13 protein-coding genes are annotated in these 15,072 nt (G+C 73.1%); 3 read left to right on the forward strand and 10 right to left on the reverse strand.

Annotation, left to right across the window (positions count from 1 at the left end; genetic code table 11):
• Window positions 1-1,002, reverse strand: a 1,002-nt coding sequence (locus ACGF13_RS20560; protein ID WP_392877053.1) for a hypothetical protein, incomplete at its 3' end; no start/stop codon positions are given.
• Between the two features lie 178 nt (window positions 1,003-1,180).
• Between ACGF13_RS20560 and ACGF13_RS20565 the strand changes: the two genes are divergently transcribed.
• Together ACGF13_RS20565 and ACGF13_RS20570 are read left to right on the forward strand one after the other, a co-directional pair.
• Window positions 1,181-2,875 (forward strand): immunity 49 family protein, encoded by a 1,695-nt coding sequence (locus ACGF13_RS20565; protein WP_392877055.1) that lies wholly within the window; start codon window positions 1,181-1,183, stop codon window positions 2,873-2,875.
• Between the two features lie 199 nt (window positions 2,876-3,074).
• Entirely contained in the window at window positions 3,075-5,825 is a 2,751-nt protein-coding gene (locus ACGF13_RS20570; RefSeq protein WP_392877057.1) for a DUF6493 family protein, read from the forward strand.
• Between the two features lie 140 nt (window positions 5,826-5,965).
• Here the strand turns inward: ACGF13_RS20570 and ACGF13_RS20575 are convergent, their stop codons facing one another.
• The 9 genes from ACGF13_RS20575 to ACGF13_RS20615 form a co-directional block, all read right to left on the reverse strand.
• A complete protein-coding gene (locus tag ACGF13_RS20575; protein ID WP_392877587.1) occupies window positions 5,966-6,751 on the reverse strand; it encodes an ABC transporter permease in 786 nt (261 codons plus the stop codon).
• Window positions 6,752-6,808: 57 nt separating this feature from the next.
• The gene (locus tag ACGF13_RS20580; protein WP_392877059.1) at window positions 6,809-7,705 is read right to left on the reverse strand and encodes an ABC transporter permease; all 897 of its coding nucleotides are present in this window, start codon (window positions 7,703-7,705) and stop codon (window positions 6,809-6,811) included.
• Window positions 7,706-7,708: 3 nt separating this feature from the next.
• Window positions 7,709-8,914 carry an ABC transporter substrate-binding protein gene (locus tag ACGF13_RS20585; RefSeq protein ID WP_392877061.1) on the reverse strand — a complete coding sequence of 402 codons (1,206 nt, stop codon included), beginning with the start codon at window positions 8,912-8,914 and terminating at the stop codon, window positions 7,709-7,711.
• Window positions 8,915-8,964: 50 nt separating this feature from the next.
• Complete coding sequence (locus ACGF13_RS20590; RefSeq protein ID WP_392877063.1) at window positions 8,965-10,032, reverse strand: ABC transporter ATP-binding protein; 1,068 nt, start codon at window positions 10,030-10,032, stop codon at window positions 8,965-8,967.
• Between the two features lie 663 nt (window positions 10,033-10,695).
• The gene (locus tag ACGF13_RS20595) at window positions 10,696-12,090 is read right to left on the reverse strand and encodes an amidase (protein ID WP_392877065.1); all 1,395 of its coding nucleotides are present in this window, start codon (window positions 12,088-12,090) and stop codon (window positions 10,696-10,698) included.
• Window positions 12,077-12,298, reverse strand: a complete 222-nt coding sequence (locus ACGF13_RS20600) for a hypothetical protein (RefSeq protein ID WP_392877066.1) — start codon at window positions 12,296-12,298, stop codon at window positions 12,077-12,079. Before ACGF13_RS20600 ends, ACGF13_RS20595 begins: the two co-directional genes overlap by 14 nt.
• A 51-nt stretch (window positions 12,299-12,349) precedes the next feature.
• Window positions 12,350-13,258 carry an MBL fold metallo-hydrolase gene (locus ACGF13_RS20605; RefSeq protein WP_392877068.1) on the reverse strand — a complete coding sequence of 303 codons (909 nt, stop codon included), beginning with the start codon at window positions 13,256-13,258 and terminating at the stop codon, window positions 12,350-12,352.
• A gap of 87 nt (window positions 13,259-13,345) precedes the next feature.
• Entirely contained in the window at window positions 13,346-13,756 is a 411-nt protein-coding gene (locus ACGF13_RS20610; RefSeq protein ID WP_392877069.1) for a hypothetical protein, read from the reverse strand.
• 76 nt (window positions 13,757-13,832) lie between these two features.
• Window positions 13,833-14,417: a TetR/AcrR family transcriptional regulator gene (locus tag ACGF13_RS20615; protein ID WP_392877071.1), complete on the reverse strand. Its 585-nt coding sequence runs from the start codon at window positions 14,415-14,417 to the stop codon at window positions 13,833-13,835.
• A gap of 157 nt (window positions 14,418-14,574) precedes the next feature.
• On the opposite strand from ACGF13_RS20615, the gene ACGF13_RS20620 reads away from it, so the two are divergent.
• Window positions 14,575-14,973, forward strand: coding sequence for a hypothetical protein (locus ACGF13_RS20620; RefSeq protein WP_392877073.1), 399 nt, complete (start codon window positions 14,575-14,577; stop codon window positions 14,971-14,973).
• Window positions 14,974-15,072: the final 99 nt, after the last annotated feature.

The following is a 15,072-nucleotide window of genomic DNA, read 5'->3' on the forward strand; positions in this document are numbered from 1 at the left end:
GGTGTACGTCCCGTAGGTGCCACAGGCGGCGGAGGTGGTCTGGATCGCGGTGATCACCCAGCCGGCCGGGACGGCGGACTGTCCGCAGTCCTGGAGGGTGCTCTGGGTGGTGACCTTCAACAGCGAATACAGCGGGTAGCTGCCACAGCCCGCGCCGTTCTGCATCGCCGTGATCACCCAGCCCGCCGGAACCGGGGAGTTGCCGCAGGCCTGGATGCTCGTCTGGTTCGTCAACTGGACGATGGTGTACGTCCCGTAGGTGCCACAGGCGGCGGAGGTGGTCTGGATCGCGGTGATCACCCAGCCGGCCGGGACGGCGGACTGTCCGCAGTCCTGGAGGCTGGTCTGGGTGGTGACCTTCAACAGCGAATACAGCGGGTAGCTGCCACAGCCCGCGCCGTTCTGCATCGCGGTGATCACCCAGCCCGCCGGAACCGGCCAGTTGCCGCAGGCCTGGACGGAGGTCCGGTCGCCCAGCGGCACGAGGGTGTAGGTGCCGTAGGTGCCGCAGGCCGGGGAGACGGTCTGGATCGCCGTGATCACCCAGCCCGGCGGGATCGGGGACTGCCCGCAGTCCTGGAGGACGGTCTGGTCGGTGACCTTCAGCAGCGAGTACAGCGGGTAGCTCCCGCAGGTGCCGGCGCCGCTCTGCATCGCGGTGATCACCCAGCCGGCGGGTATCGGCCCGTTCGAGCAGGCCTGGACCGAGGTCAGGGCCGAGGCGTCGGCGATGGTGAAGAGCCCGTAGCCGCTGCAGCCGGACCACTGCTCGCTGACGATCACCCAGCCGGTGGGCACCGGGGTGTAGCCACAGATCGTCGTCGTCCCGCCGGCCTGCGGCGCGGTCCGCACGGCCTGCACCGCCCCGGCCGTCCGCGCGGCCGGCGAACCGACCGTCTGCGCGGCCGCCTGCGCGACCGGCGCACCGGCCAGGGTCAGACCTCCCAGCAGCAGCGCGGCCACCGCCAGTCGGCGGGACAAAAACCGTCTCAGTCCGGGCATGCGCATCCTTGATCCTCCCGATCGTTCCGGCCTGTTGGCGCCTGAGATCTTGTCAGGCCCACACCCTCGTGACCAGACCTGCGGGGACGGGGGACGGTGTGCTGCGGGCCCCGGCGGACCGCGATGTCCGACCCGCTGCCTACTCTGGGTCCGAGTCGACGATCAAGGGGGCAGGACCGTGCGGATCGAACGTCACCAGGTGGACGGGGAGCGGGTGGCGCAGGCCCGCGAGGACTTCGTGAACCGGATCGGCAGGCAGGTCCACTCCTACTCCCGCGCCGGCCTGATGACCACGACCGAGTGGCAGCTGATCGCCGACTCCTTCCTCGACTACCTCGGAGCGCTCTCCACCACCCGGCCGGACCTGGACTCCGCCGAGGCCAAGGCCGTCCTCGCGGACGCCGCCGAGGCCGCCGCCGGCGCCGTCTCCTTCGCCGCCTACTACCCACACGACCGCTTCAGCGTCTTCCTCGACTACCCGAACTTCGGGATGGGTTACGACCCGGAGTACGGGCAGGAGCGCGACCCCCGCCACCGGGTCACCGCCCGGGAGTGGCTCGACGCCTTCTGCCTGGCGATCGTCGCCGACAAGGACTCCGTCCACGTCGAGGCCTTCAGCTGGGCACGGCAGTTGATGCCGGACGAGCCGGTCACCCCCGCCCTCGAACTCGTCGACGGCTTCGTCGCGCACTTCTTCGAGGAGGCCGGCCTCCCCGCCGCGTCCACCGAACCGCAGCCTGGTCTGCGCGCGCTGCGCGCCCTGACCGACGGGGACCGCGACGCCTTCGACGCCGCCCTCCTCGCGCTCGTCCAGGACGGCCCGCACGGCACCGGACCGGCGAGCCTCCTGCCGCTCGTCCCGATCGCCCTCGCCGCTCTCGCGTACCGCACCCACGGCTGGACCCCGGCGGTCGACACCGACTACCTCCCCCACGCCCTGGTCACCGGCTTCGAGACCCCCGGCCCGCGTGTCCGGGCCCTGGGCCGCGACCCGCGCCCCGACGCCGTGGCCCGGCTCGCCGCCGGGCCCGTCGACCTCGACCGACCGTTCCCGGCCCGGCCGCTCAGCCCGGACGGCGCGGCGCGGTTCGAGCGGCTCACCCTGGAGGCCATCACCCCGAAGGAGGGCGAGCCGCTGGACGCGTGGGAGCTCACGGGCGCCCTGCGCTACCAGAGCCACCTCCTGTCGGCGCGCGCCTCGGAGTCCGCCGACGCCACCGATGCCCTGCTCGCCGACCTGCGGCTCGGCTCCCAGCTGGGGGCCGCCGTGTTCCGGGTCGCCCTCGCCAAGCCGGGCACCGAGGCCGAGGTGACGATCGACGGGCGGATGCTGCGCTTCCCCGCCCGCCGGGACAGGGACTTCGGCCCGACCTTCTGGGAGAGGGCCCTGTCCTTCGCCCTGATCACCGGCAGCTACGAGGACCTCGAACCGCTCGTGCTGGCCGGTCCGGCGATCGCCGCCGAGGACCGCTACCCGTTCGCCTCGTACCGCACCGCCCTGCACGACCACCTGCGCGGAGCCGACCCGGTCCCGGCCACCGAGCGGGCCCTGGAGGAACTGGAGCGAACCAGGGGCCACGGCTTCCTCCCGCCCCCGGTCGTCCTCTTCTCACAGCTGGTCCGGGGTGACGAGACCAGCTTCAACCTCGCCCTGCTGGACGCCCTGGAAGCCCACAGTGACCACCACTCCGTCGCCGACCGCGCCACCTACCCGGGTGCCGCGCTCAGCCTCGACGTCCTCGGTCTCGCCTGCCACGCGCGCCGCAGCCGCGGCTGGGCCGTCCACGTCCGGTCGCCCTACCTCCCGTCGCGCCTGCTCCGGGCGGCCGGGCGCGCCCGAGGGGGTGTTCGGGAGCCGAAGGCCGCACTCTGACCGCCCGACGGTCCGGCAGGTGTCGACGGCACCCGGGCCGTCAGCCGTGAGGAACGGGAGAACGGGGTGGTCGGCCAGGCGGTTCCGGCTGGTGGCTTCGGAGCGTCGGTCACACCCCCGGGCAGCCCGGCCGCCCGCCCGGCTGTCAGTGGCGAGCGCTATGTTCACGAACGTCGATCAGACCTGGTGGAGGGGCATCGTGACGGATCCCGAGAGCGGGACGATCAGCTGGGAGGAGGTGCGCGCGCTCATCGCCGCGCGGGTTCCGCAGGGGGTCATCGAGCGGCTCTCCCCCGTCCCCGCCGCCGAGCTGGGCCATCTGCGCGCTCCGCTGCGCAAGCTTCGCGCCGAGCTCTCGCGCGAGCTCTCCTCGGGCGACACGACCCGGTATTCCGCCGCCTACGATCAGCTCGCCGCGCTCCAGTTCGCCGGAATCCACTCCGCCGCCACTGCCGCCCAGGCCCTCGAGTGGCTGACGACCCGCCCGCTCCTCGACATCACCTGGCCCCTGCCCGGCGGCGGTTCCACCAACCCGGACCACCACGTCCTGCTGACCGCCCTGCTCTCACCGCACCGGGATCAGGCGTTCCACCGCGAACTCGCGGTCCGGCTCGCCGAGTGGCTGCCCGCGCGGGGCCGCCACGACCGGTGGCTGATCACCCACGGCCTCGCCGTCTGGTCGGGCGCCGAAGTCCCCGTCACCGACGGCTACGTGATCGGCTGGTTGCGCGAAGGTGACTCGATCCGCTACCCGTACCACCGCGAGATCGGCGAGTGGTTCGCCCTGCGGGGCCTGCGCGAGCCGGTGCCGCACCACGACACCCTGCTCTCCTGGCTGCGCGCCCAGCCCAGGCTGGCCGAGTTCGTCCGCCGCCTGTTCGAAGTCCCGGACGTGGGCACCGAGTTCACCGATCCCTACGCCGCCCGCTTCGGGCCGGACAACGAATGGCCCAAGGCGCTCACCGCTCTGGCGGGCGAGGGCGTGCTCGACCGCGCCGAGCTGATCGACCTCTGCCTCGGAAAACTCCTGCGCGGCGACCGGCCCGGCAACCTGCGAGGTTTCCTCCAGCTGTACGCCGCGCTGGCGCTCGACTCCGAGGAGGTCCTCGCCCGGGCCCGCGATCACGTCCGGCTGGCCGCCGACGGCGCACCGACCGCCGCCAAGGCCGCCCAGGCGGCGCTGGTGCCCGTCGACGACCGGCTCTCCGCCGAAGTGTTCACCGAGTTGACGGCCACCGTCCTGGCCCGCCCGGAGAAGACCCTCGCCACCACCCAGCTGAGCCGCGCCGCCGCCGCCCTGCGCCGCGACCCCGCCACGGCGGACGGCCTGCTGCCCGCCGTCGGCGTGGCCTTCGCCCACCCGGCTCCGGCCGTCCAGGAGCGCGCCCTGCGTCTCGCCGCCCAGCACCTGTCCGGCGTCGCACCGGCCACCGCCGAGGCCGTGCGCAGCGCCGCCGCCGCCCTCGGCCCGGCCCTGCGGCCCGAGTCCCACCGTTTGCTGGCCATCCGGGCCCCAGGGGTGGCGGAAGCCGCCGAACCGCACGCCGCCGAACCGCTCGTGAGCCAGGTCGCGCTGCCTGCCGCACCCGCCGGCCCGCTCGACCTCGCCGAGCGGCTGGCGGCCCTGACGGCCGACCGGGTGCCGGACCCGGGCGAGTTCGAGGTGGTCCTCGCCGCCCTCGTCACCGAGCACCACCGTGACGCCGCGGCTCTCCACGCCGCCCTCGCTCCGCTCACCGCGGGCCGGCGCGACGAGCCGATCACGGTCTGGCAGGCCCACCGCCTCGAGGAAGCGCTCGGCTGTCTGCTCGACGCCCTGACCGGCCGCGGCCACCCGGCAGCGCGGCACGCCGCCGAGATGCTCGAGTGGCCCGCTCACCTCCGCAGTCCGGGGACCATCCCGGTGCTGCGCGTGCTGGAGGCCGCGGCCCGGATCGGGCAGGCACCGGTGCCGCTGCTGCTCGCCACCCCGACCGCCGCCGACGGCGCCGTCGATCCGGCGGTGTTCACCGAGCGGTTGGCGGCGCACCGGGCCGCCGGGGCCGTGCCCTGGCCCGCCGACCTGGCCCAGTCCCTGCTCCGGCTGCCCCCGCACGCGTCGGCGGCGGCCCGTTCGGCCGCCGCCGAACTCGGCTGCGAGCTGCCGGCCGACACCCCGCCGCCCACGCCGGACGCCTTCCACATCCAGGTGCCGGGCCAGGTCGAGCGGGCCGCCCCGTACGGGGTGCTCGACACGATCGTCCGTATCGCGCCGTTCGTCCGCGCCCCCGAACCCGCTCCCGAAGGCGTCACCGGTCTGCTCCACGCCCTCCCCGACCCGGCCGAAGCCGGTCTGTTCGTCGGCATGATGGGACCGCGTCCCGGCCTGCTCGCCCAGCTGCCCTGGGTGGCGCCCTGGCATCCGGAGACCGTCGCCGCACACGGCCTGCCCTCCCTGGTGTCCCGGACGAACTCCTCCGGCCACCACGTCCTCAACCCCTGGCTGCCCCGGCTCGCCGAGGTCCCGGGTGAGCCCGCGGCGGTCTACCACCTGGCGCTCGTTTACGGGCTGACGGCCGCCCGTGCGGAGAACCGCACCGTGGCGCTGGACGCCCTGCTGGTCCTGAACGCGCGCGGGCGGTTGCGTCCCGAGGTGCTCGGCCAGTGGATCGCGGCGCTGTGGCGGCTGACGGCGGCCAAGCCGAACCGGTTCCTGCCCGTCCTGGCCGACGCCGCGCGCAGCGGTGCGGGCCGACCGGTCTGGGAGGTGCTCGCTGCCCTGATCTCCGTGCTCGCCACCGAGGAACCGGGTGTGCGCGGACTGGCGGACGCCCTCGCACTGGGCGCCGAATGCGCGGCGGCGGACGGCATCCGGACCGCTCTGCCCGCCCTCGACGCCCTCACCGTCTCGACCGCGCCCCGCCGCGTGCGGACGGAGGCCGCCCGGCTGGCCCGAATACTCGCCTCGTGACGCGCCCGCGGCCCCGGGCGGAAGGTCGGCGGGTGGGCGGGCCGACTGGTCGACAGGTCGGCGGGTCGGTGGGTCCGCGCCGGGGAGCGTGTGCGGTTGCTGTCGGGGACGCGGTGCCCTGCTCGGCGTGTCGCCGGCGGTCATGGGGACTGCAGGGAAGGCGCGGCGGTGGGTCCGTCGGCGGACAACCGCTGGGCCAGGTAGATCGGGACGACGGAGATCAGGACCAGGACGGCGGCCACGACGTTGACGACCGGGGCCTGGTTGGGCCGGGCCAGGTTCGCGTAGATCCAGACGGGCAGGGTCTGGAGGCCTGGTCCGGCGGTGAACGTGGTCACCACGATCTCGTCGAAGGACAGCGCGAAGGCCAGGATTCCGCCCGCCAGGAGTGCGGGCCGCAGGGCCGGGAAGGTGACGTGTCGGAAGGTCTGGAAGGTGTGTGCGCCCAGATCGGCCGAGGCCTCCTCGGCCGAGGGCGAGGTCCGGCGCAGCCTGGCGACGACGTTGTTGAAGACGACGACGATGCAGAAGGTGGCGTGCCCGATGACGACGGTGAGCATGCCGAACCCGATGCCGGCCGGACCGAGCACCGTACGGAAGGCTGCGTTGAGAGCGATGCCGGTGACGATGCCGGGCAGCGCGATCGGGAGGATCACGAGGAAGGAGACTGCTCGCCGGCCGAAGAACCGGTACCGCTGGACGGCGAGGGCGGTCATGGTTCCCAGGACCAGTGCCACCGGGGTGGCCCCGGCTCCCGCCTGCAGTGAGGCGACGAGTGCGTGGCGGACGCCGTCGGACTGCCAGGCGCGCACCCACCACTCGGTGGTGATTCCGGCCGGGGGCCAGGCGAAGGAGCGGTTTCGGTTGAACGAGTTGAGGAGGACCAGCAGCAGTGGCAGGTAGATGACGGCGAGGCCGCCGATCATGGCCACGCGCAGCACGATCCGGGTGCGGCGGGAGAGGATCACGGCTGTCCGGTTCCCTCACAGCGAGTCCAGGGCGCCCGAGCGACGCACGGCGAGCAGGTAGCCGACGATGATCACCACCGGTACGCAGGACAGGGCGGCGGCCAGCGGCAGGTTGAGCGTGACGTTGTCGGCGATCGCCGTGCCCAGCATCTGGGTCCTGCCGCCGACGATCCGCACGGCGATGTAGTCCCCCAGGCTCAGGGAGAACGTGAGGACGGATCCGGCGAGCACCGAGGGCTTGACCAGTGGGAGGACCACCGAGCGGAAGGTCCTCCCGGCGGAGGCGCCGAGGTCGGCCGAGGCGTCGAGGAGGCCGGGAGGCAGGTTCTCCAGACCGGCGAGGATCGGCAGGATCATGTAGGGCAGCCACAGGTAGGAGAGGACGACGACGATCGCCGCCGTGCCGTACCCCGGGCTGGTCAGTCCGAAGGGGCTGCCGAGCCAGTCGAGGATGCCGCCCCGGCTGAAGACGACCCGCCAGGCGTACGCCTTGACCAGGTAGCCGGCCCAGAGCGGGGTCAGCACGGCGACCACCAGGAGCCTGCGGGTGCGCGGCCGGACGACCAGGGCCATGGCGAAGGCCATGGGGAACGCCACCGCGGTATCGATCGCCGTGACCGCGGCGGCGATGGCGAGCGTGCGCAGTGCGATGGTGCGGTAGACCGGGTCGGTGAGGACGGTGGTGAAGTTGGTGGTGTCCCAGACCCGGACGACGTTGTAGGTGAAGCTGTCGACCGTCCAGAAGGCAGAGAGGAGCAGGACGGCGAGCGAGCCGAGGTAGGCGAGCACCAGCCAGGCCATCGGCGCCGCCAGCAGCAGTGTCAGCCGCAGCCCGGCGTGCCGGTGCAGGACGGAGGCCGTCCGCCGCAGGCCTCCCCGCCGCGGTGGCGGGGCGGTCACGTCGTTCGCCACCGGTCAACCCTTGATCCCGGTCCAGGCGGCGGTCCAGGCGGCGTAGTCGGTGCAGGACGCCCCGCGGCCGTCCAGGCAGTTCTTGACGGGTGTGGTCCAGGAGTGGACGTTCCTCCAGTAGGCGTCGTCGGAGGCGTGGAAGACGGTGCAGAAGGCCTTGTCGGATGTGTGGTCGCAGGCCTTGGCGTTGGCGGGGGCCTCGCCGAACCATTCGGCGACCCGGGCGTTGGCCTCCGGCGAGACGATCCAGTCCATCCACCGGTAGGCGCAGTTGGGGTGTGCGGCCTTCGCCGACACCATCCAGGTGTCGGACCAGCCGGTCGCGCCTTCCTTGGGGAGCACCGCCCGGACGGGCACCTGGTCGACCTGTGCCATGTTGGCGATCACCTGCCAGGTGGTTCCGATCACCGTGTCGCCGGTCTTGAAGGAGTTCTCGGCCTTCTGGTAGTCGCTCCAGTACTCGCCGATCGCCTTGTGCTGGGCCTTCAACAGGTCGACGGCGGCCTTGAGTTGGGCATCGTCCAGGGCGTAGGGGTTCTTGATGCCCAGGTCCGGTTCGGTCTTCATGAGGTACAGCGCCGCGTCGGCGATGGAGATCGGGGAGTCATAGGCGGTGACGTGCCCGGCGTAGGCCGGGGCGTCCTCGAAGACCGCGCGCCACGAGTCCGGTGCCGGTGAGACCTTGTCGGTCCGGTACATCAGCAGGTTGGCACCGCGGCCGTGCGGGATGCCGTACATCCGGCCGTTCACGGAGTTCCACGGCTGGTTCTTCAGGTTCTCGAAGACGTCCGCGTAGTTGGGCACCAGGCCGGTGTTGACGGGCGCGACGTCGCCGGCCGCGATCAGCCGGAGCGTCGCGTCGCCGGACGCCGAGACGGTGTCGTACTGGCCGGTCTTCATCAGGGAGACCATCTCGTCCGAGGTGCCGGCGATCTTCGTGTGGACCTTGCAGCCGGTCTGCTGCTCGAAGGGGTGGACCCAGTCGACGTTGCGGTCGTCCGAACCGTCTTCGGCGTAACCGGCCCAGGCGATCAGGTTCACCTGGCCCTCGCCGGCGCCGAGGGATCGGAGCGCGGGCAGTTCGGGTGGGTTCGGGCCCTGGGCGGAGTTCGTTCCGGTGGTGCCGGCGCACCCTGCGATCAGGAGGAGGGCGGCCGCGACCGCGGTCACCGTGCGGGCGAAGGTGCGTTTCGGGGCGGGGACGGGCATGCGCGAGGTCCGATCTTCGGGGGGAGGGTTGGGAAGCGGTTCTCCGCGGGCTACTCGGCGACGCGGACCATGTGCCGGCGCTGCCAGGCCAGTACGACGTCGGTGCCGCTGTGACGCAGGACGGCGGCCGCGCCGTCCTCGGCGTTCTGCCGTACGGCGGTCAGCCGACCGCCGGCCTCCAGGTCGATCAGGAATCTGGTGTGGCCGCCCGCGTAGAGGACGTCGGCCACGCGCCCGGTCGTCGACAGCTCGTCGGGGGTGACGGGGTCGTCCGGGCGCGTCAGGCGGATCTTCTCCGGTCGGATGCTGAACGGTCCGGCCTCCCCCACGACCTGTTCGGCCACCGGGCCGTCCAGGAGGTTGGAGGTGCCGACGAAGCCGGCGACGAAGGCCGTGGCGGGACGCTCGTACACCTCGGCCGGAGACCCGACCTGCTCGATCCTTCCCGCGTTGACCACCGCGAGGCGGTCGCTCATCGTCAGGGCCTCCTCCTGGTCGTGGGTGACGAGGACGAAGGTGATCCCGACCTCGCGCTGGAGTTGTTTGAGTTCCAGTTGCACGTCGTGGCGGAGCTTCAGGTCGAGGGCGCCGAGCGGTTCGTCGAGCAGCAGCACCTTTGGGCGGTTGACCAGCGCTCTGGCCAGCGCCACCCGCTGACGCTGCCCGCCGGAGAGCTGGGAGGGCCGGCGCGGCTCGAAGCCTTCGAGCCGGACCCCGGCGAGCGCGGCACGCACCCGCCGGGCCCGCTCGGCCCTGGGCACCCGGCGGACCATCAAGCCGTAGCCCACGTTCTGCGCGACCGTCATGTGCGGGAAGAGCGCGTAGTCCTGGAACACGGTGTTGACGTCCCGGTCGAACGACGGCAGGCGGGTGACATCGGTTCCGCCCAGCAGGACCCGGCCGGAGGTGGGGGCCTCGAAGCCCGCGATCATGCGCAGCACCGTGGTCTTCCCGGACCCCGACGGGCCGAGGAGTGCGAAGAACTCGCCCTCGCCGACCTCCAGGTCCACGCCGTCGACCGCACGGACGCCGCCGTCGAAGGTCTTCGTCAGCCTTTCGAGCCGGACCGCCGCAGGGGCGGCGGGCGCCGGTCGCGGCGGTCGGTCGTCGTTCGTCATGTCGTGCGGCCCTCTGCTCGGCGTCGCCTGCCCCCTCCGGAGAGCGGGCCGTGCGGCCCGGCCCGCGGAAACCCGGGAGCATTCACTCGGTCCGGCCACGAACGCCCGCGGGCCGTACGGCGGTTGGGGCCGGTCTCCTTCGAGTTCCCCGACAGGCTCGCCGCGCCGGGCTCGCGCAGCCCACGGAAGCACCGCGGTTCCAGCCGACGATGCGGGTCCAAGACCACTTCTGCCGCCCTCCGTCTACGGACCGGACAGCAGCAGAGTGCCGGGCACCGGCCCTCGGCACCCCAGGAACCGGGCACATGTCACCCGTACGTGGCTGGGCGCCGACGACTACCGGGTCCGTCGACCGACCCGGGCCCGGATCAGCCGCTACCCGACACGGGGCCGCGGCCGCGGAGCTGATGCCTCGTCGCGGTGAGCACCGTTGCGGTACCGGGGCCGCGCCTCGGCGCGAGGGAGCGCTGCCGTGCCGCAACCGGCGGCGGGGACGGGTGCCGGCCGTGTGCGGATCCGGGACCGCGACCGTGGGGGAACGGCCGCCACTCGTGCGGTCCGCTCCGTCGTACCGGTTCCCGGCGTTGGAGTGTGGAACGTGCTCTGGCCGTTCGTTTGACCGTGGTTGGGGCGGACAGCCGGTTTCCGCCGCCTGTCGGTGGTTCAGGGGGTCGGGGCGGGGAGGCGGGTGGTCGGCCGGGTCCGTTCGTGGGCGTGGGCGACGCGCAGGAGGGTGGGTTCGGCGAGCGGGCGGGCGAGGAGCTGGAGGCCGATCGGCAGGCCGGCGGCGTCGTGGCCGGCGGGGACGGTGAGGGCGGGGACTCCGGTGATGTTGGCGGGGGCGTTGAGGCGTACGTAGGCGTCGGAGACGGACTCGACGGTGCCGTCGGGCCAGGTGACGTCGGCTTGGCCCGCGGGGGCAGCGGTGAGCGGGACGCTCGGGGCGGCGATCACGTCGACGTCCTGGAACAGCCGGTCCCATGCGGCGCGCATGAGGGTGCGGGAGCGCTGGGCGCGCAGGTAGTCGCCGGCGCCGAGGAGTTCACCGGCTTCCAGGAGGACGCGCACGTCGTCCTGGTAGAGCTCGGGGACGGTGCGCAGGGCGCGTTCGTGGTAGGCACCGGCCTCGGGGACCATCAGGCCCCACTGGGTGGCCTGGATGTAGCGGGTCATCGGGATGTCGACCTCGACGAGCCGTGCCCCGAGGCTCTCCATGGCGGCGATGGCGTCGCGGACAGCGGTCTCCACCTCCGGGTGGACGTGGTCGAAGTAGTAGGTGCGCGGCGCGCCGACCCGCAGCCCGGTCAGGTCCGTCGAGGCGTCGGGCCGGTAGCCGGTGACGGGGACGGACAGCGAGGCGGGGTCGCGCGGGTCGTGCCCGGCCAGCGCGGTCAGGACCAGGGCCGCGTCCTCGACGGTGCGGGTGATGGGGCCGACGTGGTCCAGCGACCAGGACAGCGAGGTGACGCCGTGCCGGGGGACGAGGCCGTAGGTGGGCTTGAGGCCGACGACCCCGTTGAGGGCGGCGGGGACCCGGATGGATCCGCCGGTGTCGGTGCCCAGGGCGAAGGTCGCGGCGCCCGAGGCGACGGCGACCGCGGAGCCGCCACTGGAGCCGCCGGCGACCCGGTCGCGGTCCCAGGCGTTGCGGGTCTGCGGGGTGGTCAGGCCGAAGGCGAACTCGTGGGTGTGGGTCTTGCCGAGCAGGATCGCGCCGGCGGCGTCCAGGCGTGCGGCGACCGTGCTGTCGGCGCTCGCCCGGTGGCCGGCGCGGACCCGGGAACTGGCCGTGGTGGGCGTGCCGTTGACGTCGATCAGGTCCTTGACGCCCATCGGGATGCCGTGCAGGGGCCCGCGGTGGCGGCCGTGCGCGATGTCGTGTTCGGCTTCGCGCGCGGCCCGCCGGGCCCGTTCGGCGGTGACGGTGACGTAGGCGCCAAGGTGCCCGTCGACCGTCTCCAGGCGTTCGAGGACGGAGTCGACCAGTTCGACGGGCGACAGCCGGCGGGCGTGGATCGCCTCTGCGGCCGCGGTGAGGGTCAGTTCATACGGCTGCATCGGGCTTCTCCTGGACGGGGTGGTAGGCGGCGGCGGGCGGAACGTCCGCGAAGTCCAGCTCACGCAGGACCGACACGACGCGGTGGATGTGTTCGGCGACGGCGGCGACCACGGCATGGCGTTCGGCGGGCAGGACGAGTCCGGCGCGGACGGCCCAGCGGGCGGCTTCCGGTGGTGTGAGGTCGGCTGGTGTGAGGTCGGCGGGCACGGAGGTGCTCCTTCTCGGTCAAGGGGGTGCGGCGGCGGGGTCCGGGTGTGGTCAGGCCGGCAGGCGGGTGCCGGGCTCGGCGTGCAGCCGGTAGCGGCCGTCCTCGCGGCGGACGGTGCCGGCCGTGGGGTGCGGGAAGTGGGTGCCCAGCAGCAGCGTGTCGGTGTCGGCCAGGGAGTCGAGCAGCCGGGCGCGGGTGCGGATCGCCTGGGCCGGGTCGAGGTCGACGCAGCTGTGGACGTGGGGGTGGGACAGCTGCACGGGGTGGTGGATGCTGTCGCCGGTGATCAGCGCCCGGCGGTCGCTGCCGCGCAGTTCGACGGCGACCTGGCCCGGGGTGTGGCCGGGGGCGGGGACCAGGAGGACGCCCGGGGCGACCTCGTGTCCCCACTCGGGCACGGTCACCGGGTCGTACTGTCCGGCGTCGCGCACGGGGTGGACGGAATCGCGGAACATCTGGGTGCGGGCCTCGTCGAGGTCGGCGGCGGCCCAGTGGTCCCATTCGGTGCGGCTGGTGAGGTAGCGGGCGTTGGGGAAGGTGGGGGTCCAGTCCCGGCCGGTGCGGCGGGTGTTCCAGCCGACGTGGTCGGTGTGCAGGTGGGTGGTGATGACCAGGTCGACGGACTCCGGCGGGAAGCCGGCCTCGGTCAGGCGCTCCGGGAAGTCGGTGTCCAGGCCGTTCCAGGCCGGGTTGGCACGCGGCTTGGCGTTCCCGATGCCGGTGTCCACGACGATCCGCAGCCCGCCCGCCCGTACCGCGAAGCTGTGGCTGGCCAGGCGGGGCACCTCGGCGTCGGCGAAGTCGGGGCGCAGCCAGGGGGCCTGGTCGAGGACCTCCTTGGTGGCGTCGGGCAGCAGCCAGGGGCCGGTCTGGCGCGGGAGTTCGATCTCGTCGACCCGGTGGACGGTGATGTCGCCGAGACTCCATGCCGTGCCGGTGGCGGGGGTGGTGGTACTCATCGACGGGTCCTTTCGACGGGGCGGTGCGGGAGGAGCTGTGCGGTCGGGTGACCGGGGGCCGGGTGTCGGGTGTCGGGTGGCCGGGGGTCAGGCGGTGTGCGGCCGGCGCGTGGCGCGGGCCAGGCCGGTCAGGGCCAGCAGGAGGACCGCCACGGCGTACAGCGCGAGGGTGGTCGACAGGCCGTACCGGGTGGTCAGCAGGCCGGCGAGGACGGCGGGGACGCTCATGGCCAGGTAGCTGAGGACGTGGTAGGCCGCCAGGGTGGCGGCGCGTTCGCGCGGGGCGGCCGGGGGCAGCAGCAGGCGCAGGGCGCTGTGGGTGACGGCACCGAAGCCCGCGCCGGCCAGGGCGGTGCCGGCGAACAGGGCGGGCAGGCCGGACAGGTGGGGGGCGCCGAGGGTCAGCAGGACGCCCGGCACCAGGAGCGCGGTGCCGGCCAGGTTCACGGTGCGGGCGGGCCGGGTCCGGGCGGTGTAGCCGGCCATGACACAGGACATGGAAGCACCTCGGAGCCTTAAGGCGAATGCTTTGCGTTAAGCACTCTAGGCATCCGGGGCACCGAATCGCAAATATTTAGCTTTTAGGTGTCGGGGAAGGCGCGGTACGGCCCAGCGCCGCCGCGACCAGGTGGTCCGTGTAGTCCCTGGACAGGTCCGAGGGGCGGAAGAGGATCCGGTACATCAGCGGGGAGACGACGACGTCCAGCAGGGTCTCCACGTCCGGCACCGCCTCCCCCCGCCCGGCCGCCCGCACGCCCACGGCCTTCAACTGCTCGGCGGCGTAGTCGGAGCAGCGCACCGCGTTGCCCTGCCCGGGATCGCCCAGCAGGGCGTCGCGGATATAGGTGCGCCCCGCCGTCGAGCCCATCTCCTCGGCGAACTGCTCCACCCACGCCTCCAGATCCGCCCGCAGGCTGCCGTGATCGGCCGGCGGGGCATCGGGACGCAGCCGCTCCACGGCCACATCGGACAGCAGCTCCCGCAGATCCCCCCAACGCCGGTACACGGTCGAAGGCGTCACCCCGGCACGCGCCGCGATCAACGGCACCGTCAACGCCTCCCGCCCCACCTCCGCCTCCAGATCACGCACCGCCTGGTGCACCGACTGCTGAACACGGGCACTGCGCCCGCCAGGACGTGTCGTCGCTCGGGAAGTCATACCCACAGCTTAATGCGAAGAAATTGCGTCCGCCCGGCCCCGAACCCGCCCCGCCCCAGCCGGGCGAGCCCGCGCACCCAGGGAGTGACGGCCACCAACCGCTTCGAGCCCCTCACGGCCACTGGCAGGAAACCGCCGCCAGGCCGGACCCGCGACGGTGGCAGGCGGCCTCGTCCTCGGTCGGCTGACGGCCCACCGCACCGTCCTCATCGGCACCGTGGGCGTGCTGCTGGGCACCGCCGTGATCGAGGCCGGAGTCGCCGCCGGGCTGCTCCCGCTGCTGTGGGTGGGTGCCATCATCGGCGGCGTGGGCTTCGGTGCCTCCTTCTCCGGCGCCCTCCGCGCCATCACCCCGCTTGCCCGTCCCCAACAGCGGGCCGGACTCTTCGCGGCCGTGTACGTCGCCGCCTACCTGAGCTTCGGAGTCCCGGCCATCATCGCGGGGCTACTGATCGCCCCCGTCGGCCTGCTTGGCACCGTCCTCGGCCACGGCGTCGCCGTGGCGGCCCTCGGACTGATTGTCCAATACCGCCTCGACGCCGATGCACGGCCCTGATGGGAAGGCCACGGTGGACTGCTCCGGTCGCGCCGTGGCCACCAGGTCAGTCACCCTGGTTTCCAGTCATGAACACGCCTTGGAGGACACTGTGCAACC

Source organism: Kitasatospora sp. NPDC048286 (assembly GCF_043201735.1).
In the GTDB taxonomy this organism is placed as follows: domain Bacteria; phylum Actinomycetota; class Actinomycetes; order Streptomycetales; family Streptomycetaceae; genus Kitasatospora.